The organism is Microbulbifer sp., from assembly GCF_036563125.1.
Lineage (GTDB): Bacteria > Pseudomonadota > Gammaproteobacteria > Pseudomonadales > Cellvibrionaceae > Microbulbifer.
Genome location: NZ_DATCMV010000056.1, coordinates 1 through 24,876, shown reverse-complemented (window position 1 = coordinate 24,876; position 24,876 = coordinate 1). Strand labels below are relative to the sequence as shown.

At 59.1% G+C, this 24,876-nt stretch carries 27 protein-coding genes; 14 read left to right on the top strand and 13 right to left on the bottom strand.

Annotated elements, in window-relative coordinates:
• Positions 1–66: 66 nt before the first annotated feature.
• The 10 genes from VIL80_RS04225 to VIL80_RS04180 all read right to left on the bottom strand — a co-directional run bounded on the left by VIL80_RS04225 (position 67) and on the right by VIL80_RS04180 (position 7,650).
• Positions 67–336, bottom strand: coding sequence for an HPr family phosphocarrier protein (locus tag VIL80_RS04225; protein WP_332034901.1), 270 nt, complete (start codon positions 334–336; stop codon positions 67–69).
• 68 nt (positions 337–404) lie between these two features.
• Positions 405–1,265 (bottom strand): RNase adapter RapZ, encoded by an 861-nt coding sequence (gene rapZ, locus VIL80_RS04220; RefSeq protein ID WP_332034900.1) that lies wholly within the window; start codon positions 1,263–1,265, stop codon positions 405–407.
• Positions 1,266–1,388: 123 nt separating this feature from the next.
• Positions 1,389–1,850, bottom strand: coding sequence for a PTS IIA-like nitrogen regulatory protein PtsN (ptsN, locus tag VIL80_RS04215; protein ID WP_318954932.1), 462 nt, complete (start codon positions 1,848–1,850; stop codon positions 1,389–1,391).
• 51 nt (positions 1,851–1,901) lie between these two features.
• On the bottom strand, positions 1,902–2,192 hold the full coding sequence (gene hpf, locus VIL80_RS04210) for a ribosome hibernation-promoting factor, HPF/YfiA family (RefSeq protein ID WP_332034899.1): 291 nt from the start codon (positions 2,190–2,192) through the stop codon (positions 1,902–1,904).
• Between the two features lie 180 nt (positions 2,193–2,372).
• Complete coding sequence (locus VIL80_RS04205; RefSeq protein WP_332034898.1) at positions 2,373–3,848, bottom strand: RNA polymerase factor sigma-54; 1,476 nt, start codon at positions 3,846–3,848, stop codon at positions 2,373–2,375.
• Positions 3,849–4,091: 243 nt separating this feature from the next.
• Positions 4,092–4,817, bottom strand: a complete 726-nt coding sequence (gene lptB / locus VIL80_RS04200; protein WP_332034897.1) for an LPS export ABC transporter ATP-binding protein — start codon at positions 4,815–4,817, stop codon at positions 4,092–4,094.
• Between the two features lie 71 nt (positions 4,818–4,888).
• A complete protein-coding gene (gene lptA / locus VIL80_RS04195; protein ID WP_332034896.1) occupies positions 4,889–5,452 on the bottom strand; it encodes a lipopolysaccharide transport periplasmic protein LptA in 564 nt (187 codons plus the stop codon).
• Positions 5,439–6,002 carry an LPS export ABC transporter periplasmic protein LptC gene (gene lptC, locus VIL80_RS04190; RefSeq protein WP_332034895.1) on the bottom strand — a complete coding sequence of 188 codons (564 nt, stop codon included), beginning with the start codon at positions 6,000–6,002 and terminating at the stop codon, positions 5,439–5,441. Before lptC ends, lptA begins: the two co-directional genes overlap by 14 nt.
• 60 nt (positions 6,003–6,062) lie before the next feature.
• Positions 6,063–6,635: a KdsC family phosphatase gene (locus VIL80_RS04185; protein ID WP_527250103.1), complete on the bottom strand. Its 573-nt coding sequence runs from the start codon at positions 6,633–6,635 to the stop codon at positions 6,063–6,065.
• A 43-nt stretch (positions 6,636–6,678) separates the two neighbouring features.
• Entirely contained in the window at positions 6,679–7,650 is a 972-nt protein-coding gene (locus VIL80_RS04180) for a KpsF/GutQ family sugar-phosphate isomerase (RefSeq protein ID WP_332034894.1), read from the bottom strand.
• A 465-nt stretch (positions 7,651–8,115) separates the two neighbouring features.
• On the opposite strand from VIL80_RS04180, the gene VIL80_RS04175 reads away from it, so the two are divergent.
• The 5 genes from VIL80_RS04175 (at position 8,116) to hisD (ending at position 12,633) form a co-directional block, all read left to right on the top strand.
• Positions 8,116–8,787 carry an MlaC/ttg2D family ABC transporter substrate-binding protein gene (locus tag VIL80_RS04175; protein ID WP_332034893.1) on the top strand — a complete coding sequence of 224 codons (672 nt, stop codon included), beginning with the start codon at positions 8,116–8,118 and terminating at the stop codon, positions 8,785–8,787.
• 117 nt (positions 8,788–8,904) lie between these two features.
• Complete coding sequence (locus VIL80_RS04170; RefSeq protein WP_332034892.1) at positions 8,905–9,141, top strand: BolA family protein; 237 nt, start codon at positions 8,905–8,907, stop codon at positions 9,139–9,141.
• A 64-nt stretch (positions 9,142–9,205) separates the two neighbouring features.
• Positions 9,206–10,468, top strand: a complete 1,263-nt coding sequence (gene murA / locus VIL80_RS04165) for a UDP-N-acetylglucosamine 1-carboxyvinyltransferase (protein ID WP_332034891.1) — start codon at positions 9,206–9,208, stop codon at positions 10,466–10,468.
• A gap of 134 nt (positions 10,469–10,602) precedes the next feature.
• Entirely contained in the window at positions 10,603–11,241 is a 639-nt protein-coding gene (hisG, locus tag VIL80_RS04160) for an ATP phosphoribosyltransferase (protein ID WP_318954923.1), read from the top strand.
• Between the two features lie 72 nt (positions 11,242–11,313).
• The gene (gene hisD / locus VIL80_RS04155; RefSeq protein ID WP_332034890.1) at positions 11,314–12,633 is read left to right on the top strand and encodes a histidinol dehydrogenase; all 1,320 of its coding nucleotides are present in this window, start codon (positions 11,314–11,316) and stop codon (positions 12,631–12,633) included.
• Positions 12,634–12,727: 94 nt separating this feature from the next.
• Here hisD and VIL80_RS04150 read toward each other — a convergent pair whose 3' ends face one another.
• Positions 12,728–13,873, bottom strand: a complete 1,146-nt coding sequence (locus tag VIL80_RS04150) for a S1C family serine protease (RefSeq protein ID WP_332034889.1) — start codon at positions 13,871–13,873, stop codon at positions 12,728–12,730.
• A 171-nt stretch (positions 13,874–14,044) separates the two neighbouring features.
• Between VIL80_RS04150 and sat the strand changes: the two genes are divergently transcribed.
• On the top strand, positions 14,045–15,235 hold the full coding sequence (gene sat, locus VIL80_RS04145) for a sulfate adenylyltransferase (RefSeq protein ID WP_332034888.1): 1,191 nt from the start codon (positions 14,045–14,047) through the stop codon (positions 15,233–15,235).
• 107 nt (positions 15,236–15,342) lie between these two features.
• On the opposite strand, the gene VIL80_RS04140 is transcribed toward sat, so the two are convergent.
• Positions 15,343–15,795 (bottom strand): Z-ring associated ZapG family protein, encoded by a 453-nt coding sequence (locus tag VIL80_RS04140; protein ID WP_332034887.1) that lies wholly within the window; start codon positions 15,793–15,795, stop codon positions 15,343–15,345.
• Between the two features lie 251 nt (positions 15,796–16,046).
• On the opposite strand from VIL80_RS04140, the gene zapE reads away from it, so the two are divergent.
• From zapE to VIL80_RS04100, 8 genes are all read left to right on the top strand, one after another.
• A complete protein-coding gene (zapE, locus tag VIL80_RS04135) occupies positions 16,047–17,186 on the top strand; it encodes a cell division protein ZapE (RefSeq protein WP_527250102.1) in 1,140 nt (379 codons plus the stop codon).
• A 135-nt stretch (positions 17,187–17,321) separates the two neighbouring features.
• Complete coding sequence (rplM, locus tag VIL80_RS04130) at positions 17,322–17,750, top strand: 50S ribosomal protein L13 (RefSeq protein WP_105101685.1); 429 nt, start codon at positions 17,322–17,324, stop codon at positions 17,748–17,750.
• Positions 17,751–17,765: 15 nt separating this feature from the next.
• Positions 17,766–18,158: a 30S ribosomal protein S9 gene (gene rpsI / locus VIL80_RS04125; RefSeq protein WP_332034886.1), complete on the top strand. Its 393-nt coding sequence runs from the start codon at positions 17,766–17,768 to the stop codon at positions 18,156–18,158.
• A gap of 501 nt (positions 18,159–18,659) precedes the next feature.
• Positions 18,660–19,259 carry a ubiquinol-cytochrome c reductase iron-sulfur subunit gene (gene petA, locus VIL80_RS04120; RefSeq protein WP_318954916.1) on the top strand — a complete coding sequence of 200 codons (600 nt, stop codon included), beginning with the start codon at positions 18,660–18,662 and terminating at the stop codon, positions 19,257–19,259.
• The gene (locus VIL80_RS04115) at positions 19,256–21,457 is read left to right on the top strand and encodes a ubiquinol-cytochrome c reductase (RefSeq protein ID WP_332034885.1); all 2,202 of its coding nucleotides are present in this window, start codon (positions 19,256–19,258) and stop codon (positions 21,455–21,457) included. The genes petA and VIL80_RS04115 overlap by 4 nt, the downstream gene beginning before the upstream one ends.
• A gap of 122 nt (positions 21,458–21,579) precedes the next feature.
• Complete coding sequence (locus VIL80_RS04110; RefSeq protein ID WP_318954914.1) at positions 21,580–22,209, top strand: glutathione S-transferase N-terminal domain-containing protein; 630 nt, start codon at positions 21,580–21,582, stop codon at positions 22,207–22,209.
• 23 nt (positions 22,210–22,232) lie between these two features.
• On the top strand, positions 22,233–22,625 hold the full coding sequence (locus tag VIL80_RS04105; RefSeq protein WP_318954913.1) for a ClpXP protease specificity-enhancing factor: 393 nt from the start codon (positions 22,233–22,235) through the stop codon (positions 22,623–22,625).
• Positions 22,626–22,820: 195 nt separating this feature from the next.
• Entirely contained in the window at positions 22,821–23,432 is a 612-nt protein-coding gene (locus tag VIL80_RS04100) for a Yip1 family protein (protein WP_332034884.1), read from the top strand.
• 125 nt (positions 23,433–23,557) lie between these two features.
• On the opposite strand, the gene VIL80_RS04095 is transcribed toward VIL80_RS04100, so the two are convergent.
• Positions 23,558–24,876 (bottom strand): M48 family metalloprotease (locus VIL80_RS04095; RefSeq protein WP_332034883.1); only part of this gene is annotated, 1,319 nt, incomplete at its 5' end.

Sequence of the window (24,876 nt, the reverse complement as noted above, 5' to 3'; positions counted from 1 at the left end):
CCAAGTCAGGGAAGGACGGCGAGTGCCGGCATTATACCGGCGGCGGAGCGAATTGAGATCAGGGCGTTATTCGCCCTCGCCAAAGCGGTCGTTGATCAGGGCGCAAATGGCTTCGTGCGCTGCGTCTTCGTCGCGGCCGCAGATTTCCAGTTCCAGTTCAACGCCCTTGCCCGCCGCCAGTAGCATCAGTGCCATTACGCTCTTCCCATCGATCGCCTTGCCCTGGCAGTGCACTTTCACTTCCGAGGAGAAGCGCGCGCTGGTCTGCGCGAATTTGCTGGCGGCGCGGGCGTGGAGTCCGAGTTTGTTGATGATGGTGATACGGGTTTTCTGCATGGGGCTGTTCTGGTGCGTTTGTTCAGGTGTTGTTTGTCGGCGTCGGTCGCGCTGTGTATTGCGCTTGGCTATTTCTGTTGTTCGCGGTGGCGGACCTGGATGTTCTGGAATTCTCCCGCGAAGTGTTTTGCCAGCTGCTCGACCATGTACACGGAGCGGTGGCGCCCGCCGGTACAGCCGATGGCGACGCAGGTGTAGCTGCGGTTGCTCTGCTGGTAGGAGGGCAGCCAGCGCGCCAGAAATCCGGTGATGTCCCGCTGCATTTCCTCGGTCTCGCTGTGGGCACGGAGAAATTCCGCCACCTCTGGATCGAGCCCGGTCTTGTTGCGCAGCTCCGCCACCCAGTAGGGGTTGGGGAGGCAGCGCAGGTCGAACACCAGGTCCGCGTCCACCGGTACACCGTGCTTGAAGCCGAAGGACTGGAACAGGATCGCCATGCCCGGGGAGTCCTTGCCCACCACGCGGGTTTTAATCTGGTCGCGCAGCTGGTGCAGGCTGAGGCTGCTGGTGTCGATCACCAGGTCGGCCATGGCCGCGAGCGGCGCGAGCAGCTCCTTTTCGTGATTGAGGGCTTCCAGCAGGTGGGTGCGACTGTCGCTCAGGGGGTGCTTGCGGCGCGTTTCGCTGAAACGCTGTACCAGCACCGGCGAGCGGGCATCCAGGTAGATAACATCGCATTCCACGCCGCTTTCGCGCAGTTCGCTGATGACCTTGGGGGCCTGGCGCACATCGTGCCACAGGTTGCGGGCGTCGATGCCGAGCGCGAGCTGGGTGTTTTCTTCGGGGGGATGCTCGGTGACCCGGCGGATGAGTTCGGGCAGCAGGCTGGCGGGAAGGTTGTCGATGCAGTTGAAACCGACATCTTCAAGCAGCTCGAGGGCGGAACTCTTTCCTGAGCCAGAGCGGCCGCTGATGATCACCAGTCGCATAGAACAAGCGCTCCTTGCTGATTCGGGTTGGCCGGGCGGCAGTCCCGTTGCGGGAGGCTGCCGGAGCCGGTCATCTGGCAGCCATGCGGTCGTGGACCGGGCGCCGGACATATGCGGTAGCTATTATGCCGCCGCCGCGCTGTTAATGGCCAGTGCGTAGAGCTCATCACTAGTGGTGGCTTCGCGCAGTTTTTCGCGCACACGGCTGTCGCTGAACAGGGCAGCAATTTCCGCGAGGGTGTCCAGGTGTTCCTGGTCCGCGTCTTCCGGGACCAGCAGGGCAAACAGCAGGTCCACCGGCTGGCGGTCAATGGCATCGAAATCGACGGCGGGTGACGTAGTACACAGCACACCGATGGGGCGCTCGCAGCCGGGCAGGCGACAGTGGGGGATGGCAACACCTTCGCCGATACCGGTTGAGCCCAGACGCTCCCGTGCCACCAGCTGGTTGAAGACGGTATCGGAATCCAGGTCGGGGTATTGTTCTGAGATCGCCTGCGCGATGTTGAGTAGCAGCTTTTTCTTGCTGCTCCCCGCCAGGTGGCACAGGCTCAGGCGGGGAGAGAGTAATGCTTCCAATGTCATAACTTAATGGTGTTCTGACAGTGCAGGCCAGCCGTTTCCCTGGGGTAACGTCTAGCGGTGACTGCGTAATTTCTCTTTGTGTTTCAGCAGTTGCCGGTCGAGCTTGTCGGTCAGCGAGTCGATCGCCGCGTACATATCTTCCGATTCTGAATCCGCAAATACGTCCCTGCCGTTTACATGAACCCGCGCTTCCGCTTTCTGGATCAGTTTGTCGACGGAAAGGATGACCTGGGTATTGGTGATCAGGTCGTGGTGGCGGGAGAGCTTGTCCAGCTTGGTCAGGCAGTAATCGCGAATGGCCGGGGTTACGTCTACATGGTGGCCACTGATGTTGATCTGCATGGATTTCTCCTCATCGGGTACAACACAATTTGGCTGCCCCCCGCACAGGGCGGCAACCCTACTAGGAAGTGCTCCAGAATGGAAGGATACACTCGATCTACGGGCATTGGTTGGGCAGAAATTGGTCGAAAAGCGACCATGCGAAGACTGGGTGTGACTGCTGCTTTCGCCCTGGTCGGTTTACACCAGTCGCTTGCGCTCGCTGGAAGAGGGAATACCCATGGACTCGCGATACTTGGCGACCGTGCGGCGCGCGACCTGAATACCCTGTTTGTCCAGTTCCTGCGTGATCTTGTTGTCCGACAGCGGCTTGCGCGGTTGCTCTGCGTCGACCAGTTTGCGAATCAGTGCGCGGATGGCGGTGGAGGAGGCATCCTCACCGGAATCGGTGCTCACGTGGCTGGAGAAAAAGTACTTGAGTTCGAACACGCCGCGCGGGGTGAGCATGTATTTCTGTGTGGTAACGCGGGAGATGGTGGATTCGTGCATGCCGATGGTCTCGGCAATATTGGCCAGCACCATCGGTTTCATGGCTTCCGGTCCCAGCTCGAAGAAACCCTGCTGCTTCTCGACGATGCAGCTCGCCACCTTGAGCAAGGTCTCGTGACGGCTCTGCAAGCTTTTCAGAAACCAGCGGGCCTCCTGCAGGTTGTCGCGCAGGTAGTTGTTCTCAACGGAGTTGTCGGCGCGGCGGATAAGTGCGGCGTAGGCATCGTTGATGCGCAGCTTGGGTGTGGTTTCCGGGTTCAGCTCCACCACCCAGCGCTGTTCGCGGCGGCTGACGATCACGTCCGGCACCACATACTGGGGCTCCTCGCCACCGAAGGCCTCGCCGGGGTAGGGGGTGAGGGTCTGGATCAGGCGCATCACCTCGCCGAGTTGCGCCTCGCTCAGGCGGGTGCGGCGGCTCAGCTGGCGAAAGTCGCGTTTGCCGAGCAGGTCCAGGTGCTGGCCGACAACAGTCATGGCCTGAGCCAGCCAGGGGGTGCTCTCCGGCAACTGGCGCAGCTGTAGCAGCAGGCTTTCACGCAGGTCGCGGGCGCCACAGCCCACCGGTTCAAACTGCTGAATGGTCTTGAGCACGGCGAGTACTTCGGCCGCTTCGACCGCAAACGATTCCGCCAGCTCTTCCAGATCTGTGTCGAGAAAACCGTTGGGGGCGATAGCGTCAATCAGCGCCTCGCCGATCAGCTTGTCTTCCGCGGTCAGTGGAGTGAGGTTCAGCTGCCACAGCAGGTGATCCTGCAGGCTCTCCGCGGCGGCGTTGCGCTGTTCCAGCGCGTACTCTTCGCCCTCGCCACCAGAGTGGCTGCTGTTGGTGTAAATGTCGTCCCAGCGAGTGTCCACCGGCAGGTCTTCGGGGATGTCACTGTTCCAATCGCCATCGGCGGTGGACTCGCTCTCACCGTTGACACTCTCGCCGCTGTCGGCGCCATCGAGGGATTGGCGCTCAATGGTGGCCGGGGTGTTCTGCTCCTGCAGGTGCTCGCCGGTGTGCTCGTCGAAGTCCGATTCCAGTAGTGGATTGCTGTCGAGAGCGGACTGGATCTCCTGTTGCAGCTCCAGCGTCGACAATTGCAGCAGGCGGATGGCCTGTTGCAGTTGTGGCGTCATCGTCAGCGAAGTGCCGAGTTTTAACTGGAGTGACTGCTTCATAGGGGGTGTGCCGGCATAAAATTCTGGCGTTGCACCGCTGTGGCACATTTGATGCTTGTGCCGGCGGCAGATTGCTCATCGCCTGCAGACTACCCCGGGGTAATTCGGAACACAAGTGGCAAGGGGGGCGGGATTAAGCAATAAGTGTGCCGAAAAAAATGTCCGCCGTGATTGCCACCGTCAGAATTGTGACAGGAATCGGTAAATGAAGGGTGAAATGCTGATGATTTCACCCATATAGGGTCAGATGGTGAACTCGTGTCCCAGATAGACGTCTTTCACCTGTTTGTTCTCGGCCACGTCTTTGGGATCGCCAGAGGCGATGATGTGACCCTCACTGACGATGTACGCGGTCTCACAGATATCCAGGGTCTCGCGCACGTTGTGGTCGGTAATGAGCACGCCGATACCGCGGTCTCGCAGGTGGCGGATGATCTGTTTGATGTCATTTACGGAGATGGGATCCACCCCGGCGAACGGTTCGTCCAGCAGTACAAACGCCGGGTTGGTGGCCAGTGCGCGGGCGATCTCCACCCTGCGTCGCTCGCCGCCGGACAGTGCCATACCGAGGCTTTCGCGAATGTGAGTGATGTGGAACTCCTCGAGGAGTGATTCCAGTTGCTCCAGGCGCTGGCTGCGGTCGAGGTCTTTGCGGATCTCGAGAATGGCGAGAATGTTGTCCTCCACCGACAGGCGGCGGAATACCGATGCCTCCTGGGGCAGGTAGCCGATTCCCTTGCGTGCGCGACCGTGCATGGACAGGCCGGTAATATCTTCCTGGTCGATCATCACTTGGCCGGCGTCGGCCTGTACCAGGCCGGCGATCATGTAGAAGCAGGTGGTCTTACCTGCGCCGTTGGGGCCGAGCAGGCCGACAACCTGGCCGCTGGAGACGCTCACGGATACATCTTGAACAACTTTGCGCTTTTTGTACTGCTTGGCGAGATGTAGCGCTTTGAGCGTCGGCATAGTGTGTTCCGGTAACTGCGCGGCTGTGTTGCCGCCTCTTCTGACTGTTCGGTTTGTATGGGGCGCGTAGATTACTGGCCGTTTTCCACGGGCTGTGACTCGGGTTTGGATTCGGGCTTCCAGATCATTTCCACCCGTTTCTTTTCCGACTGGCCCTGGGCCTGCATCTGCTCGCTTTTGAGGTCGTAGTTGATGCGCTCTGCGGACAGCGTGTTGCCATCGCGATCCACGAACGCTTCGCCACTGAGCTGCAGGGCATCGCTGCTCACCAGAAACTCGATGCGTTTCGCGCGCGCCTTGACCGGGTTGGTGCTCTCTTCGACCTGCTGCTGGAAGTGGGCGGGGGTGCCGGTGGCGATCACCCTGTTGATTTCCCCTTTGGTGTTGCCGTGCACTTCTACGCGATCGGCGCGGATCTGCAGCGAACCCTGACTGATGACCACATTGCCGCTGTATACGGAAAGGTTCTTGCTGCGGTTTGCCTCAAGCTTGTCGGCGGAGACCTTTACCGGTTGTTCGCGATCGTTGGGCAGGGCGTTGGCCTGACTTGCCAGCAAAAAAGTGGCGGTAAACGCCGCACACAGGAGGCGGATGGTTGCGGACAGGGGCGCGCTGCGCAAATCAACGGGGTTCATAGCTACTTTCCACATTTGACAGAATTTCTACCTTGTCCTGCTTGAGATCGGCGCGCAGGCCTTTGCCGGTGGTGCGGTTGGGGCCGTCGGTAATGGTAACAACTTTGTCGGTTTCAGCGAATTCTTCGCGGGGCTGGATGGTAATTTTCTGGGTGAACAGACTAATACCGGGTTGCGGCAGTTCACGGATGGAAACCTTGCCCTGCAGCACCACTTTCTGACCATTGTCAAAGGCGATCCCGGTGCGGGACTCGGTGCGCCATGTGGTGTTCTCGCCCTGATAGAACACCATGCGGGGTTCGGTGAGGTCTGCGCGATCCCGGCGTGCGAACTGGAAGAAGGTAACGCGCTCCGCGTCCACTTCGTAGGCGAGGGAGCCCTCGGTACTGTAGTGGCGCGTGCGGGCATCGCGGATGATGAGGTCCGCGGCCCTGTTGTGCTCCTGTTGCGTTGGCTGCTTGCCCAGCAGTTGCTTGGGTGGGCTCTCGGTAAACCACAGTCCCAGAGAGATGAGTGCGACCACGATAACAAGTGGTAACCAGGTGCGCATGCTGTATCCGTTTCCTCGCAGTCGGCGGCCGCTGTTTTGTCGGCCCGTTTAGTCTTCTGTTCAGTGATGGCTGGCGAGATAGGGGGCCAGCGCGGCGTCAAAGGTTCCCTGCGCCTGCATGATTCGGTCGCAGACCTCGCGTACGGCGCCGAGGCCGCCCTCGCGTTGGGTCACAAACAGAGCGCGCTCTTTTACCGGTGTTGCGGCGTTGGGGACTGCAATGGGGCAGCCCACCCGGGTCATCAGTTGCAGGTCTGGATAGTCGTCGCCGATGTAGGCAATCTGGGCCAGGTCGTAGGGTTCGTTGGCGAAGAGTTCCAGAAAGGCGCTGTATTTGTCTTCCCTGCCCTGGATCAGGCGGGTGATGCCCAGGTCGTGCGCGCGTTTTTCCACCAGTGCACTGCGGCGACCGGTAATGATGGCCACGGCTACCCCGGATTTCTGCAGCATTTTGATGCCGTGCCCATCCAGGGTGTGGAAGGTTTTCAGCTCGTTGCCGTGGTTGTCAAAGTACAGCCTGCCGTCGGTAAGGACACCGTCCACATCGAGTATCAGGTGGCGCACCTTGCTCAGTTTGTGCTCGATACTCTGTTCGAGGTCGCTGATCGGGTGCGCTGGGCTTTGCTGGCTCAAGACGGGATCCTTCTATTTATAGAGCGTTCAGTAAGGCGGGGTGTCAGATGACACCGGCGCGCAGTATATCGTGCATGTGCAGAAGGCCTACCGGATGGTGTTCCGGATCTTCCACCACCAGTGCGGTGATCTTGTTGTCTTCCATAATGCGCAGGGCTTCCGCGGCGAGGATGTGGGCGCTCACGGTTTTCGGTCGACGGCTCATTACCTTGTCCATGGTGGCGCTGTCGAGCTCGATCTTCTGATCTATCACCCTGCGCAGGTCGCCATCGGTAAACACGCCCTGCAATTGCCCTTTGTCGTCCACCACAGTTGTCATGCCGAAGCCCTTGCTGGTCATTTCCAGAAGCGCCTGGGAGAGCGGTGTCTCCGGGGATACCTGGGGCAGTTCCTGGCCCGCGTGCATCACGTCTTCCACCTTGAGCAACAGCTGGCGCCCAAGCGCACCGCCGGGGTGGGAAAAGGCGAAGTCCTCTGCGGTAAATCCGCGTGCTTCCAGTAGTGCCACTGCCAGCGCATCGCCCATCACCAGAGTGACGGTGGTGGAGGAGGTGGGGGCCAGATTTAGCGGGCAGGCTTCCGTGTCGACGGCAATGTCCAGATTCACGTCGGCAGACTGCGCCAGCGGCGAATCCGCCTTGCCGGTCATACTGATCATGGGGATGCCCAGACGCTTCAGCAGCGGCAGCAGGGTCAGGACTTCGGCGGAAGTGCCGGAATTGGAAATCGCGATGACCAAGTCCTGGCGGGTGATCATGCCGAGGTCGCCATGGCTGGCTTCGCCGGGGTGCACGAAAAAGCTGGGCGTGCCGGTGCTTGCCAGGGTCGCGGCGATCTTGCGCCCGATATGCCCGGATTTCCCCATGCCGGAAACGATGACGCGCCCCGGGCAGTTCAGAATCAGTTCGCAGGCACGGTTGAAGTCGTCACCAATGCGCCCTTCCAGCGCGGCTACGGCGGCGGCTTCCATAGATATGGTACGGCGTCCGGCCTGGATGATCAGATCTTTTCCCATGACATCTCTCGTGTGGAATTACCTGGGTGGTGGGCGGGTTGTATCTACCGGTGCCACTGCGTTCATTCTAGGAAACGCGGGCGGTGTGCGACCCTGTCAGATGCGACATGTCGCGATCCGCTTTTGTTCCGCTGGGTTTCGGACTGACGTGCTAACCTTTTACTATCAGCGGAAGTCAAGGTTGAGGTTCGCGTCACAGAACGACTGCGGACCGGGCTGTGCGTCACTTGTCGCTGATGTTTCCCCCCGGGCGGTTGTGGTCGGGCGGCGGAGCGAAAGTGACTCCGTGCCGCTTGTCCGCGGCGGCGCCATGGTATAGTTTGCCGCCGCTATTGTCAGCTGCGGCGTTGGACTGGGTCCGATTTCAGTCTCATCTGCAGCCGCCAGCGAGATATTTCGGCATTGCCATGACACTTTTTCGTGTTATGTGCATCCAAGGGACGAATTGCCAATGGGAGATTTTCAGTGAGCGCACTCACCATGACCATCCAGACCGGAGCTTTCCAATCCGCGATCGCACGCAAAGCCAGGGCGCTGCTATCCGCCGTACTGCTGTGCAGCCTGGCACCATTTGCCGGCGCTGCAGAAAACCCCTATACCGTGATCGAGAGCGTATCCAGCGAGCTGTTGGGTGTTATCCGCTCGGAGGGGCAGCTGGTCAGTTCGAACCCTCAGCGTTACTACGCTTCCGTGGATCGGGTACTGGCGCCGGTGGTGGATTTTGACTTCATCGCCCGCGGTGTGATGGGGAATTACGCCAAGCAGGCGACACCCGCACAGCGTGCTAAATTTTCCAGCGCATTCCGCCGCGACCTGGTGGCGACCTTCGCCCGCGGTGTGGCTACCTTCGGTGGCATGGATGTCAAGGTGGTGAACCCCGGTTCCGCCCCCAGTGGCAATCGCGTCAATGTGCTGCAGGAAGTGCGCAGTTCGGAAGGGTTGACCAAGGTTTCCTATACCCTGGTGCGCAACAAAAGTGGTCAGTGGAAGCTGATCAACGTCATCCTGAACGGTGTCAACCTCGGCAAAACCTTCCGCGGCCAGTTCTCCCAGGCCATGCAGACCAACGGTGGCGACCTGGACAAGGTGATCGCCAACTGGTCCGCGGCGGACAAAGTAGCGGATGAGGTGCAGTAAGCGCACCGATGGTATTGAGGCGCAGTCCGCAGAATCGCGGCTGCGCCAGTGGGCGCTTTCCAGTACACTTCGCGCCTGCTTTTAACCCCGACCGAATTCCCACCTGTATTTATTTTTATGCAACCAGATCAGATCAAGGCCCTGATTGAAGGGCAGATTCCCGGCAGTCAGGTTACCGACGTGTCTTTCGAGGGTAGCCACCTGCATTTGACCGTGGTCAGTGAAGCCTTTGACGGCCTCTCGCGGCTGAAGAAACAGCAGCTGGTTTACGGTGCGCTGTCCGACAAGATTGCCGACGGCACCCTGCACGCGGTGCAGATGAAAACCCTCACCCCGGAAGAGGCCGGTCAGTAACCTCTACTCTGCCGGGCTTTGAGCTTGCCAGGGATTTTTGCTTCGCAATGGGACACCAGTTCGAATGGACAAACTGATTATCGAAGGGGGCAGCCCCATCTCCGGAACCTTGAGAATTTCCGGGGCCAAGAACTCAGCACTGCCGATTTTGGCCGCCACGCTGTTGGCGGACGGCCCGGTGCATGTTCACAACCTCCCGCACCTCAACGATATCACCACCATGATTACCCTGCTGCGCTGCATGGGTACCGAAATCACCATTGATGAAAAGTTGGGTGTGGAGATCGATCCGCGCTCGGTGAACGAGCTGACTGCGCCGTACGAACTGGTAAAAACCATGCGCGCGTCGATCCTGGTGCTGGGCCCGCTGCTGGCACGTCACGGTGTGGCCAACGTGTCGTTTCCCGGTGGCTGTGCGATCGGCAGCCGCCCGGTGGATATCCACCTCAAGGGCCTTGAGGCCATGGGGGCGCAAATCACCATCGACGAGGGCTTTATTCGCGCGCGCAGCAATGGTCGCCTGAAGGGCGCCAATATCGTGATGGAAAAAGTTACCGTGGGCGGTACCGAAAACCTGTTGATGGCGGCGGCGCTGGCGGAAGGCACCACGGTGTTGCACAACGCGGCGCGGGAGCCGGAAATTGTCGATTTGGCGGACTTCCTGACCGCCATGGGCGCTCAGATCGAGGGTGCCGGTACCGATACCATCCGTGTGCACGGTGTGCCGCGGCTGCATCCCTGTTCCTTCAGCGTAATGCCGGACCGTATTGAAACCGGTACCTTCCTGGCTGCGGCCGCAGCAGCCCGCGGACGTGTGCGCCTGACGCATACCCGCGCGGATATTCTCGACGCGGTACTGGCCAAGTTTGAGGAGGCTGGCGCCCACATCAGCATCGGTGACGACTGGATCGAGCTGGATATGAAGGGCAATCGGCCGAAAGCCGTCAGCTTCCGCACCGCACCTTACCCGGCATTTCCCACGGATATGCAGTCCCAGTTCATGGCCATGAATGCGGTTTCAGAAGGCAAGGGCACCGTGGTGGAAACCATCTTCGAGAACCGCCTGATTCAGGTGCATGAGCTCAACCGCATGGGCGCTAACATCGTGCTCGAGGGTAACACCGCCATTGTCACCGGTGTTGATAAGCTCAAGGGCGCGCCGGTAATGGCATCGGATCTGCGTGCCTCTGCAAGCCTGGTGATTGCGGGTATGGTCGCGGAAGGTACCACCATGGTGGACCGTATCTACCATATCGACCGCGGCTACGAATGTATCGAGGAAAAGCTGCGTCAGATCGGCGCAAACATTCGCCGCGTTGCCGGTTGAGACTTCGGGAGCTAGATGGTTACCATCTAGGGCTATTCTAGATTTGTATTGGCGCGGGAAGCTTGGCGTCGAGTAAGCTCCCGTCATCGCCCTCTGCCCGGCCTGTGCCGGGCATTCAGATAACCATAATTGTTATGCAGATCACCATTGCCCTGACCAAGGGACGTATTCTCAAGGAAACGCTGCCGCTGCTGGCTGCCGCCGGTCTCGAACCTCTGGAAGATATCACCCAGAGCCGCAAGCTGATTTTTCCCACTAATCAGGACAATGTCCGCCTGCTGATCCTGCGTGGATCCGACGTGCCGACCTATGTGCAGCACGGCGCTGCGGATCTGGGGGTCGCCGGCAAGGACAACCTGCTGGAGCACGATACCAGTAATATCTACGAGCCGCTGGACCTGAATATTGCCCGCTGCCGCCTGATGACCGCGGGTATCAAGGGCGCGCCGCTGCCGAAAGGGCGCATCAAAGTGGCGACCAAATTTGTGCAATCCGCGAAGCGCTATTACGCCGCTCAGGGCCGCCAGGCAGATATCATCAAACTCTATGGGGCCATGGAGTTGGCGCCGCTGATGGATCTTGCCGATGAGATTGTGGATATTGTCGATACCGGCAATACCCTGAAGGCCAACGGCCTGGAAGCACGCGAGCATATTGCCGACATCAGCAGTCGCCTGATTGTGAACAAGGCCTCCATGAAAATGAAATACGGCCCGATCAATTCGCTGATCGAGCGGTTGGCTCAAGCGGTGCGGGCGCGGGAAGCCGTCTGAACCTTCGTTTCACGACTTCAGCGCGCGATCTTTAATGCGGCTAGCAACCGCAATGCAATTCGACAGAAAATCATGAGTGACCTTTCCATCCGTCGGCTGGATGCCGGCAATTGCGAATTTGCGCAGGACCTTGAGCGCCTGCTTGCCTGGGAATCGGTAGCGGATCAGCAGGTCGAGTCCGCTGTGGCTGAAATATTGCGGGAGGTGAAGGCTCGCGGCGATGCTGCGGTCATTGAGTACACCAACCGGTTTGATCGTCGCGACCTAAAAAATGCTGGGGATTTCGCTCTCGATCGCGCTGAACTTGCTTCAGCCCTAGAGCGAATTCCGGAGGAAAAGCGCGCGGCGCTGGAAACCGCCGCCAAGCGGGTGCGCGATTACCATGAGCGCCAGCTGCAGTCATCCTGGCAATATCGGGAAGCCGACGGCACCGTACTCGGCCAGCAGATCACGCCGATGGAGCGAGTGGGCATTTATGTCCCGGGCGGCAAGGCAAGCTACCCATCCTCGGTGCTGATGAATGCGATCCCCGCGCGGGTGGCTGGGGTGGATGAAGTGTTGATGGTGGTGCCGGCTCCGGATAATCAGCTCAACGATCTGGTACTCGCCGCGGCGGCCATCGCCGGGGTGGACAAGGTTTTTACCATCGGCGGCGCCCAGGCCGTGGCGGCGCTCGCGTACGGCACTGAGACCGTGGCCCGGGTGGACAAGATTGTCGGGCCCGGCAATATCTTTGTCGCTTCTGCCAAGCGCGCGGTATTTGGCCAGGTGGCCATCGACATGATCGCCGGGCCCTCCGAGATTCTGGTGATCTGCGACGGCAAGACCAATCCCGACTGGATTGCCATGGATCTGCTTTCCCAGGCGGAGCACGATGAACAGGCGCAGTCGATTCTGCTGTCTCCGGATGAACAGTTTCTCGATGCGGTGGCGAGTTCACTGCAAAAACTGCTGAAGACACTACCCCGGGAAGCCATTGCCAGCCGCTCCATAGCCGACCGCGGTGCACTCATTCTGGTGCGCGATATCGAGCAGGCGATTGATGTGGCTAATCGCATCGCCCCGGAGCACCTCGAGGTGTCCGTCGATGAGCCGGAGCAGTATCTGCCGCTTGTCCGCCATGCCGGAGCCATCTTCCTCGGTCGTTACACGGCGGAGGCTCTGGGTGATTACTGTGCTGGTCCCAACCACGTGCTGCCCACCAGTGGTACTGCACGCTTTTCTTCGCCGCTGGGGGTTTACGATTTCCAGAAGCGCAGCTCCATCATCTACTGCTCCCCTGAGGGGGCTGACACCCTGGGTCGTGTGGCTGCGACTCTGGCGAAGGGCGAAGGCCTGGATGCCCACGCCCGCTCTGCGGAGTACCGTGTGGTTCATGAGGTGAAAGAGTAGGGCTGGTATCCCGCGGATCCCTGCAAATCGAGACCCGCTGCCAGCGTGGTCTCGTTTCTTGTTGCCGCGGGTTTTCTGCTCCGCTATTTGATCGTCAGCTTCTGCTTTGTGACTGCGGTGTTTCCGAGACCGTGGCCCGAATGTTGCGGACTTCGCCTTCGCGGATGTAGGTGATGGTCACCACTTCCCCGGGCCTCAGGGTGGCCATGGCGGCAACTCCGTGAAGACCGTCATTGATCGGGTCACCATTGATATGGGTGATCACGTCGCCGGGTTTGAGTCCCGCCTGATGCGCCGGCCCCTGATTATAAATTGCCGTAATGATGATGCCGTTGGTGGATGCCAGGTTGAATGAGCGCGCCAGCTGCGGTGTCAGCGTCTCCGCCTCTATGCCTAGCCAGCCGGGCACCACACGCCCGAATTCGATAATGTCCTGCATGATCTTGAGGGCGATATTGGCGGGGATAGCAAAGCTGATGCCACCAGAAGAGCCGCCCTGGTTCAGTACGGAAGTGTTGATGCCCAGCAGCTTGCCTTGAGCGTCCACCAGTGCGCCGCCGGAGTTACCGGGGTTCACCGCCGCGTCGGTCTGAATAAAGTTTTGCAGGAGGCTGCGGGTACCGGTCTTGCTCAGGTCGCGGCCGGTGGCGCTGATAATGCCCTGGGTCACAGACTGGCCGACCCCCCACGGGTTGCCGATGGCCAGTACCACGTCTCCCACCTGCGCCTTGTCTGGCTCACCCACCGTGATCGGTGTCAGGTTGGGAAGGTTGACCTTTAGTACCGCCAGGTCAAAATTGGCATCCGACCCCACCAGTTCGGCCTGGGCCTCGCGGCCGTCTGCAAGAACAACGGCGATCTCGTCCGCTCCGGAAATCACGTGGTAGTTGGTGAGGATATAGCCGGCGCGGTCGACGATCACCCCGGAGCCCAGGTTGGACTGCATGCGCTCCCGCTGCGGGATATTCATGTTGTCCAGCAGGCGCCGGTAGATAGGGTTGTTGTACCAGGGGTGGCTGCGTTCAGACACGAATTTGCGGGTGAAAATGTTGACTACCGCAGGTCCCGCGAGGTTGACGGCACTGGCATAGGATACCGGTCCTTGAAAATCCGCGATGACCGTAGGAGCTTGCTCCGGTTTTTCGCGCAGGTGGGGAAACAGCAACAACAGCGCTGCGGCGACACCGAGGCCGATAATGGCGGGAATGGCCCATTCATGCAGAAAACGTTGTAGTGACACCAGCGACTCCTTGATTTGCCGCCATTATACGTGCTTTATCTGCCTTTGCGTTCTGACTTGGACATCAGAGATTCTGTGGCTCGCCGCGGACGGCGCTTGGTGCTGCTGCGGGAATCCGTATAATGTGGCGCTCGAAATTCTGGTCTGAATCCCTACATCTCAGGAGTAATTATGTCCCTGGTTCGTCCACACGGCAGTGTCGAGCTGCAGCCTCGTTTTGTTTACGACAGTGAGCGCCATCACCAGCTGATCCACGAGGCGGAGTCCCTGCCGTCCATCGTCATCAGCTCCGCGGCTGCGGCGAACGCGGTGATGCTGGGGGCTGGTTACTTCAACCCGTTGCACGGTTACATGAACCTGGCGGACACCCTGAGCGTTGCGGCAACCCTGCGTACCGTAGATGGACTGTTCTGGCCGGTGCCCGTGGTGAACATGGTGGAAGACGCCTCTGCCGTTGCCGGCGCCAAGCGCATTGCCCTGCGTGACCCCAATGTTGAGGGGAACCCGGTGATCGCGGTGATGGATGTGGAAGCCATCGAAACCGTGAGCGATGAGCAGGTCAACACCATCGCCGAACATGTTTTCGGTACCCTGGACGATGCCCACCCGGGTGTGGCGACCTTCAAGGCTGCCGGTCGTCAGCTGATCTCCGGCCCGATCGAAGTGCTGAACTTCAGCTATTTCCAGTCCGACTTCCCGGATACCTTCCGCACCGCGGTTGAGATCCGCAATGAATTCGTCGAGCACGGCTGGAGCAAGGTTGTGGCCTTCCAGACCCGCAACCCCATGCACCGCGCGCACGAGGAACTGTGCAAGATGGCGCTGGACGCGGTTGGTGCCGACGGCGTACTGATTCACATGCTGCTGGGTAAGCTAAAGGCTGGCGATATCCCGGCACACGTGCGCGATGCGGCCATTCGCAAGATGGTGGAAGAATACTTCCCGAAAAACACGGTCATGGTCACCGGTTACGGTTTCGACATGCTGTACGCCGGTCCGCGCGAAGCGGTGCTGCACGCGGTGTTCCGCCAGAACTGCGGCTGCAGCCACCTGATCGTCGGCCGTGACCACGCAGGTGTGGGCGACTACTACGGCGCCTTCGATGCGCAGACCATTTTTGACGAGAAGGTGCCGGAAGGCGCGTTGGAGATCGAGATCTTCCGTGCGGACCATACCGCCTTCTCTAAAAAACTGAATCGTGTGGTCATGATGCGCGATGTGCCCGATCACACCAAGGACGACTTCATTCTGCTGTCCGGAACCAAGGTGCGCGAGTTACTGGGTAATGGCATTGCGCCGCCCCCGGAGTTCTCGCGTCCGGAAGTGGCACAGATCCTGATGGATTATTACCAGAGCTTGTAAAGCTCGCAGCCGGTAAGCGGCAGACACAAAAAAGGCGGGGTTACCCCGCCTTTTTTGTGTCTTGAGTCTGGTGCTGTCCTCAGGACAGCCCGTTGGGCGTGATGAAATCAGCGGTGGGCCGCGTTCACCGGAGCCGGCGATGGTGCCTGGGCTTCCTTTTCGATACCGTAATCCTCGGACAGCGCCCCTTTAGTGGGTGCCCAGTCGCGGGGAGGGAGTACGGTGAGGTGTTCATCGTTGTCACTCAGGTTGCCGCTGCCGGCCTCCAGCATCTGGCGACCGATATCCTGGTTGGACAGGCGCATGGCGCTGGTGGCTAGATGCTCGTGTACTTCCTTGTAGCTCTGGGTCAGGTTGTTGACCAATTGTGCGGTCTGGTCAAAGTGTTCGTTTACCTGCAGCTGGAAATCCTCCAGCCTGGTATTGGCTTCCTTCAGGCGCAGCTCCAGTTCCTGGGTGCGGTCGAGGTTCTGTCGGCCGCGGGTAGCGAAAAAAGCCAGCAGCGCTCCTACGGCCAGGCCAAGCAGGCCGACCAGAATTAAAACCGAAGTTGAGTGCACGTTACTTCCTCCTCAAATTAAAAGTGGCACCGGCCATCCGTGACAGTCACCCTATTATACGCAAATCCCATCGCTGCGCCGCGCTCAGGTTTGTGCCAAGTCGTGACAGATTTGGTAAAGTGCGCGCCGCCCGCATCAATGCCGGCGCGAGGGTTCGCATGCGCGAACTCTTGAGGTTAGTCCGCAAAAGCGCATTGCGCCTGCCCTGTCCGGCAATGCAGCCCCGATAATTTTTGAATGGTTTCAAGTTGATGGTCACGGAACAGAATCTGTCCGCCCCGGCACGTCTGGCGCCGATGGAGCGCTACCAGCGGGATCTGCAGCGGCCGGACTTTATGGAAGATCCGGCGCAAAAGGCCGCGGTGGTCGAGCTGCAGGATCTCTATGAGCGACTGATGGCCGCCGGAGAGCGGGGTGGCAGCCTGTTTGGCGGTCTGCGCCGGATGTGGAAGCGCGAGAGCCGTCCGGAAAAGGGGCTGTATTTCTGGGGTGGTGTGGGTCGCGGCAAAACCTATCTGATGGATGCGTTTTTTGAGGCGTTGCCGTTTGAGCAGAAGCAGCGGACCCATTTTCACCGTTTCATGCGCGATGTACACCGGCAGTTGAAATCCCTGTCCGGCGAGAAGAATCCGCTGGAGAAGGTGGCCGAACGAATCGCGAGCCGTGCGCGGGTGCTGTGTTTCGATGAGTTTTTTGTGTCGGATATCACCGATGCCATGATTCTGGCGAACCTGCTGCAGGCGCTGTTCGAGCGCGGGGTCACCCTGGTGGCCACCTCGAACATTGTGCCCCAGGGGCTATATAAGGAAGGGCTTCAGCGGGCGCGCTTCCTGCCGGCGATCGATCTCCTGCTGGAACACACCAAGGTGGTCAACGTCGACAACGGTGTGGATTACCGACTGCGGGCCCTGGAAATGGCCGAGCTGTATCACTGCCCGCTGGGGGAGGAGGCGGATGCCAGTCTCGCGAACTCCTTTCGCAGCCTGATTGTTGAGGGTTGCGAGGTGCGGGAAAAGGTAACCCTGGATATTGAAGGGCGCCCGATTGTTGCTGTCCGGATTGCCGATGATGTGGCCTGGTTCGGGTTCAGTGAGCTGTGTGACGGCCCGCGCTCACAGAATGATTACATCGAGCTGGCGCGGGAGTTTCACACGGTGCTGTTGGCCGATGTGCCCCGCTTCGATGAGTGGATGGAGAGTCAGGCCCGGCGCTTTATCAATCTGATCGATGAGTTTTACGACCGCTGCGTCAAACTGGTGATTTCTGCCGAGATGCCGGTGGAGTCCCTGTATGGCGGTCGCCACCTGCGCTTCGAGTTCGCGCGCACGGTGAGCCGCTTGCAGGAGATGCAGTCACGGGAATATCTGGCGCGTGCGCACCGCCCGGAATAGGGCATTTTTAGGGAATCGGGCTGGTCACAAGTTGTTCAACTTTGTGCTTGAAAAGCCTTTGGCGCTTATGTAGTATTCGCGCTCTTTTCGTGGGACGGCCTCTATTCCTGAGGCCACATACAGGTGTTTTATAACATGAAGACATACAGTGCAAAGCCGGAAGCGGTAACTCGCGACTGGTACATTGTTGACGCTGCGGATAAGACTCTCGGCCGTATTTCCGCCGAGATCGCTCACCGCCTGCGCGGCAAGCACAAGCCTGAGTACACGCCCCACGTGGACACCGGCGACTACATCGTAGTCATCAATGCCGAGAAGGTTCGCGTGACCGGCAACAAGGCCAAAGACAAGATCTATCATCACCACTCCGGTTACCCGGGTGGTCTGAAATCCATCAGCTTTGAGAAGCTGATCGACAAGGCGCCTGAGCGCACTATCCAAAGTGCGGTAAAAGGCATGCTCCCGAAAGGCCCTCTGGGTCGCGCCATGTTCAAGAAACTGAAGGTGTACAAGGGTAGCGAACATCCTCATGCGGCCCAGCAGCCGATTGAACTGTCGATCTAAACGGAAAGCATTCTCATGGCAACTACTCAATACTACGGTACCGGCCGCCGCAAGACCTCCACTGCTCGTGTATTCATCCAGCAGGGCGAAGGTAACATCAGCGTTAACGGTCGCACTCTGGACGAATATTTCGGCCGCGAAGTGGCGCGCATGATCGTGCGTCAGCCGCTGGAAATGGTCGACATGGTCGAAAAATTCGACATCAATGTCACTGTGAAGGGCGGCGGTTCCTTCGGTCAGGCGGGTGCTATCCGTCACGGCCTGACCCGCGCTCTGATGCAATACGACGAGTCCCTGCGTCAGCCGCTGCGTGCAGCTGGCTTCGTGACTCGCGATGCGCGTGCGGTTGAACGTAAGAAGGTCGGTCTGCGCAAAGCGCGTAAGAAGCCGCAGTTCTCCAAGCGTTAAGCAGAATTTGCTGTATTTTATGGCCCGGCTATTGCCGGGCTTTTTTTTGCGCGCCTCTTGCGCTGCCGCTGCGCAAACATGTTTTCTGTTTAAAATGCCGCCAGTTCGCCGCTCGGTCGCGGATGTTCGCTCCGGGTTTCGCCTTGTATCGGTTTGGCATTTTCTTTAACATTGCGCGAATTTCTATCCGCTTGCACTTGGGGTTTGGCCATTTTGTTCTAAGGTCAAGCGAGCGGGCCAGTTGTAGGGGAGTTTCTGTCGTAAGTCTCTGATTTTTGCAGTAGTGAGCGATTTACTGCTGTGCGGGTGCTCTGTTCTATCTGGTCTTGAGCCATTGGGATACACCGTCGCTGCCAATTGCGGATTACCCTGAATCACCGTAGTTCTGGCCGTGTGGATTTATTGCAGAAGTTTTCTGGTTTTTTTTTGGGTTTGGGCCAGTCAGCTCCGGGCTTACGTTCATGTAAGTTTTACGGGGCGCTGTGATGGGAGAACTACGTCATGAGTGATGGCGGTGTAAATGTGGGGCGTCGTCGATTTCTGACCGCTGCTACCTCCGTTGTGGGTGGTGCAGGTGCGGTTGGAATCGCAGTACCTTTTGTCGCTTCCTGGAATCCGAGTGCCAAGGCCAAGGCCGCTGGCGCGCCGGTCAAATACAACATCAGCAAGCTTGAGCCGGGCCAGATGGTTACCGTCGAGTGGCGCGGCAAGCCGGTGTACGTGGTGCGTCGCACCCAGGAGACGCTGGATAACCTGGCCAAAGTCGCTCCGCTGCTGCGCGACCCGGAGTCCACCGAGTCCAACCAGCCTGCTTACGTGAATCCTGAAAACCGCGCCATCAAGCCCCAGACGCTGGTGCTGGTAGGCCTGTGTACCCATCTGGGCTGTGCGCCGATGTTCCGTCCCGAAGTGGGCGCCGCCGATCTTGGTGGCAGCGAGTGGATGGGCGGTTTCTTCTGCCCCTGTCACGGCTCCAAATACGATATGGCCGGCCGTGTGTACAAGGGTGTACCTGCGCCCACCAATCTGGATGTGCCGCCGTACTCCTATGAAAGTGACGATGTCATCGTAATCGGTGTGGATCAGGAGGGCGCCGTATGAACTGGTTAACCGCTTTGGGCGACTGGGTTGATCAGCGTCTGCCGATCTACCGCGCGTGGGATACCCACATGGGTAAGTACTACGCGCCCAAGAACTTCAACCTCTGGTATTTCTTTGGTGTGCTCTCCATGCTGGTTCTGGTGAACCAGCTGCTGACCGGCATCTGGCTGGTGATGAGCTACAACCCCACCGCCGAGGGTGCATTTGCCTCTGTTGAATACATCATGCGCGATGTGGATATGGGGTGGATCATCCGCTACCTGCACTCTACCGGTGCCTCCGCATTCTTCGTGGTGGTTTACCTGCATATGTTCCGCGGTCTTATGTACGGCTCTTACAAGCCGCCGCGCGAGCTGGTGTGGATTTTCGGTATGTGTATCTATCTGGTACTGATGGCGGAAGCCTTCATGGGCTACGTACTGCCCTGGGGCCAGATGTCCTACTGGGGCGCACAGGTAATCGTATCCCTGTTCGGTGCCATCCCGGGTATCGGTGAGGACCTGGTGCAATGGATTCGCGGTGACTACCTGATCTCTGGCATTACGCTCACGCGCTTCTTCTCGCTGCACGTTATCGCGCTGCCGCTGGTATTGGTGCTGCTGGTAGTGCTGCACATCCTGGCGCTGCACGAAGTGGGTTCCAATAACCCAGACGGTATCGAAATCAAGAAGAACAAGGATGCCAATGGCGTGCCGCTGGACGGCGTTCCGTTCCATCCTTACTACACTGTGCACGACCTGGTTGGTGTAGCGGTTTTCCTGTTCGCCTTCTGTGTGGTGGTGTTCTTCTTCCCGGAAATGGGCGGTTTCTTCCTTGAGTACGCCAACTTCGAGGAAGCTAACCCGCTGAAGACCCCGCCGCATATTGCGCCGGTGTGGTACTTCACTCCGTTCTACGCGGTGCTGCGCGCAGTCACCATGGATATTGGCCCGCTGACCGCAAAATTCCTCGGCCTGGTGGCCATGGGTGCGGCGATCGCGATCCTGTTTGTGCTGCCCTGGCTCGACAAGAGCCCGGTGAAGTCCATCCGCTACAAGGGTGTGCTGCCGAAGGTGCTGCTGCTGGTATTTGCTGCGGTGTTCATCATCCTGGGCTACCTGGGCGTGAAGTCTCCGACTCCGGGACGTAACTTCCTGGCGCAGGTAGCAACCCTGTTCTACTTCGCCTTCTTCGTCACCATGCCGATCTGGACCAACCCGACCACCCGCAAGGGGCTGGCATCCTGGATCGTCAGCGGAGTATTCGGCTTCCTGTTCCTGTGGATGGCGTTGGTGAACTGGAAAGCAAGCCTGTTCGTGTGCGTGCTGTGTCTGGTATTTGCCGCCTTCTTTGCAGTACTGCCATGGCTGACCAACCGCGACGTGGTGCACCCGGTACCTGAGCGTGTTACCAGCCCGTCCGGCAGCAAGTCGTTCATTCTGCTGTTCGGCGGCATCATCGCCGTGGTACTGCTGGCTTTCGTACCCATCAAGGCGGTGGGTGCGGAGAGCTCCGTGGAGCTGGACCACATCAACATTGATCTCGGCGATAAGCCGTCTCTGCAGCGCGGCGCCAAGTATTTCGTCAACTACTGCATGGGCTGCCACAGTGCCAACTTCTCCCGCTGGGAGCGCGTTGCCACCGATCTGGATATCCCGAGCGAGCTGATGATGCAGAACCTGGTACTGGGCGACGACAAGATCGGCGACCTGATGCAGATCTCCATGCAGCCTGACGACTCCAAGGTATGGTTCGGCGCCACCCCGCCGGATCTCACCCTGGTGGCCCGCGCGCGCTCCCCGGAATGGCTTTACACTTATCTGCGTAGCTTCTACAAGGATGAGAGCCGTCCTACCGGTGTGAACAACAAGGTGTTCCCGAATGTGGGTATGCCCCACGTTCTGATGGAACTGCAGGGCCTGCCAGAGTGCGCTCCCGGCCCGAAACGCGACCACGGCAAAGTTGTGCGCGACGAGATGGGCAACCCGATCATGGACGCCAACTGTGGCAGCCTGCAGGTCAGCAAGGTCAAGGGTTCCATGAGTGGCGAAGAATATGATCAAGCGGTCTACGACTTGGTCAACTTTATGGAGTATGTGGCCGAGCCGATGGCGGAAAGCCGCAAGCGCATCGGTTTCTATGTGCTGGCATTCATCCTTGTCTTCTTCATCTTTGCCTGGCTGCTGAATCGCGAGTACTGGAAAGACATTCACCACTAAGCGATTGCCAGATTGATTTTTCCGGGTGGTGGGCCGCCGGTTTCCGGCACTAGCCCTACCACCCGTTTTCCGTTTAAGAATGATGGTCGCAAAGCCGACCAGTAGATCGAGGTAGTTCCACAATGGGTGTGCCGACCAACAAGCGCTCCTCCATGACCTTCTTTTCCGATGGTCGTTGTCACTTTAGCCATCGAGTGCGTATCGTTCTCGCGGAAAAGGGTGTGACCGTTGATATCGTCGATGTCGATCCAGAAGACAAACCGGCGGAATTGGCCGAACTCAACCCGTACAACTCCCTGCCGACCCTGGTTGATCGCGAGCTGGTGCTGTTCGAAACCAAAGTGATGATGGAGTATCTCGACGAGCGTTTCCCGCATCCGCCGCTGTTGCCGGTCTACCCGGTGGCTCGCGCCCAGAGCCGTCAGATCATGTACCGTATCGAGCGCGACTGGGTTCCACTGGTAGACAAAATCCTGGCCGGTGGCAAGGATGTGGCGGCCGCGCGTAAAGAACTGCGTGACAGCCTCGTTGGTATCGCGCCGATGTTTACCGATCTGCCGTACTTCTTCAACGAAGAGTTCTCCCTGGTGGACTGCTGCATGGCTCCGTTGCTGTGGCGCCTGGACCAGCTGGAAATTGCGCTGCCGAAAACCAAACAGGCCAAGCCGCTTCAGGATTACATGGATCGCCTGTTCGCCCGCGAAGCTTTCCAGCAGAGTCTGACCGAGTACGAGCGCGAAATGCGCTCTTGAGGTGCTGATTGAACAAGCCGCCGATGACATCCAACCGCCCGTATCTGTTGCGGGCGTTTTACGAGTGGATCACCGATAACAAATGCACGCCGTATCTTCTGGTGGATACCCACCTGAAGGGAGTGCTGGTGCCCCAGCAGCATGTCAACGAGGACGGGCAGATCGTCCTGAATGTCTCTGAAACTGCAGTGATGGGGCTGACCATGGACAACTACGCCATCCGCTTCAACGCCCGTTTCGGCGGTGTACCGACGGATATCCAGGTGCCGGTAGGTGCGATTGTGGGTATCTACGCACGGGAGAATGGTCAGGGCATGGTGTTTGAACCGGAGGAGACTCCGGAGCCACCGGAGCCAACACCGCCGGCAACATTCAAAAAGCCGGCGAAAAAGCCTTCCCTGCGGGTGGTCAAGTAACCCTCGCCAGCGTGCTAAAGGGGCCCGTTTTTACGGGCCCCTTTTGCTTTTGGGGAACCTCCCGGTAGTAATTGCTGACAGGGCATCCTGTTTCCGCACTTGGCAAAAAAAATGACGCCATATTCCTGTTATTGATTGGTGAATTGGCTGCACCCTTCCGATACTGCAAGCAAGCTGTGTACAGGAGGGACCCTAGTGAAATTACTCAGCCATACCATCGGCATATTCACCAACCCGGACAAGGAATGGCAGGCTATCCGCGCCGACAAGCATTCCTTCTTACAGGTGTTTATAAGCCACGTGCCGATACTGGCCCTCATCCCCGCGATTGCCGGATACATCGGCGTTACCCAGGTGGGTTTTAATCTCGGTGGGCACGTTGCCAAATTGACGCCTGCGAGCGCGGGCGCACTGGCAGTGATCACTTATATTTCGCTGCTGGTGGGTATTTATCTGGTAGGTGAGTTCATCAACTGGATGGCCAAGGCCTATGGTGTTGAGGGGGACGAACCCACTCGCCACTACGAGGGGACGGCGCTCGCTGTGTTTGTCACCACACCGGTGCTTTTGGCCGGTATTGTGCTGCTTTACCCACACCTCTGGCTGGTGGTTGGTGTGATGGGGCTGGCAGGTCTCTACTCGGTTTACCTGTTGTATGAAGGCATTCCCATTTTGATGAACATGAGCAAAGAGCGTGCATTTATGTACGCCGGTGCAGTGCTCACCATCGGCCTTGTCGGCATCGTTACCATGCTGATCTGTTCAGTGATTATCTGGAGCATGGGCGTGGGGCCGGTTTATCAGTAGCAAACGCTACGCGAACCCGCCTGTCGTTTCTGATCGACAGTTACCGCTAATTGTTACCCTCAACAAAGCCGGCATTGCGCCGGCTTTGTTGTATCAGGCTGAGCGCGCTTCGCGGGCTCTGCCAGTCAGGTAAGCGTGCTCGCAATGGCGCGTTCATCCTGCCGCAGTGGCGATTGCGAAACTCCCTGCAGTGGTGGCATGGGGCAGTCAAGACAGTCTGCCACCGCGCGCAGCAGCTCAATTTCCGTTCCGCACACCAGTCCATCGTGTGCCAGCGTGGTGGCGAGCGCCTTTAGCAGAGCGGGCTTTTTGAGCGGGGCGGTATCCCGGGAGATGGCCAATGCCTTGTCCAGTCGCTGCAGGTTGATATCCCGCGCGGCGGGCAGGGGCACGGGTATCTGCCCGAGTGTTGCCAGTCCCGCCTCGTAGGCGCGTTTCGCATTCAGATAGTTGTTATTGCCGGCGTGGGCCATGGCGGCGAGTAAAAAGCGCTGGGCGTCAGCCTGTGCGCTACCTGAACTGCCACCTGCAGGTCCCTTGCGCTGACGGTCCGGGTTGGCCTCCAGGCCGTGCATGAGCACGCGATATAACGCCCATTCCCAGATTTCCACTTTGCCGTCTGCACGCAGTAACTTGATCAGGTTGCGTTTGAATATCTGGTACTGCTGCGGGGCCAGGGCCTTGAGAGCGGGCACGCACAGGTCCAGTAGCGGCAGGCGGCAGATGACGGGCAGTTTTGCCACTACTGGTTGCAGTCGATCGAACTCCCGTCGCACCGCCGGGTGGGCGGATTTCTCCAGCAGTGCGCGCTGTAGCTCGAACTGTGCGGGGCACATCATCAGTGCGTAAACCACGGCGCGGGCGGCAAAGGGGTCATGGGCCGCAGCCTTGAGGTCAGCGGGGATTCGCGCCAGTAGCTCGCCACCCATTGCGAGCTGGGTGGCGGATGGCTGTGCGATATTGTTATCCACAGCCTCCAGCACCTCATCGAGACGGGATCGGTAGTGGCCGTGGTCTGCTGACGGCGAGGGGGGATAAGCCTCCGCAGAGTAAATGGCGGAGACCTGGTCGCTGTGTGACGGTGCGGCAGCGGGTGTAGCAGCACTTCCCCAGCCCTTCCACTGTGGATCCAGACGGCCAATCCGCGCGGCAAGTGGTGGGTGGGTGGCGAACAGGCCAAACAGTGAGTTTTTTAGCCCACTGGCGAAGTACATGTGGCTGAATTCGCTGGCGTTGGCGGCGCGCAGGTTTGAGCCCTGCTGGTGTTGGCCGATTTTCTTCAACGCGCCGGCGATGCCCTGATGGCTGCGGGTGAACTGTACCGCTGAGGCGTCTGCGAGGTATTCCCGCTGGCGGCTCACCGCGGACTTGATCAGGTTGCCGAAAAGGGTCCCGGTGTAGCCGATTGCGACAAGGCCGGCGCCAATGCCGAAGAGCGCAGCGC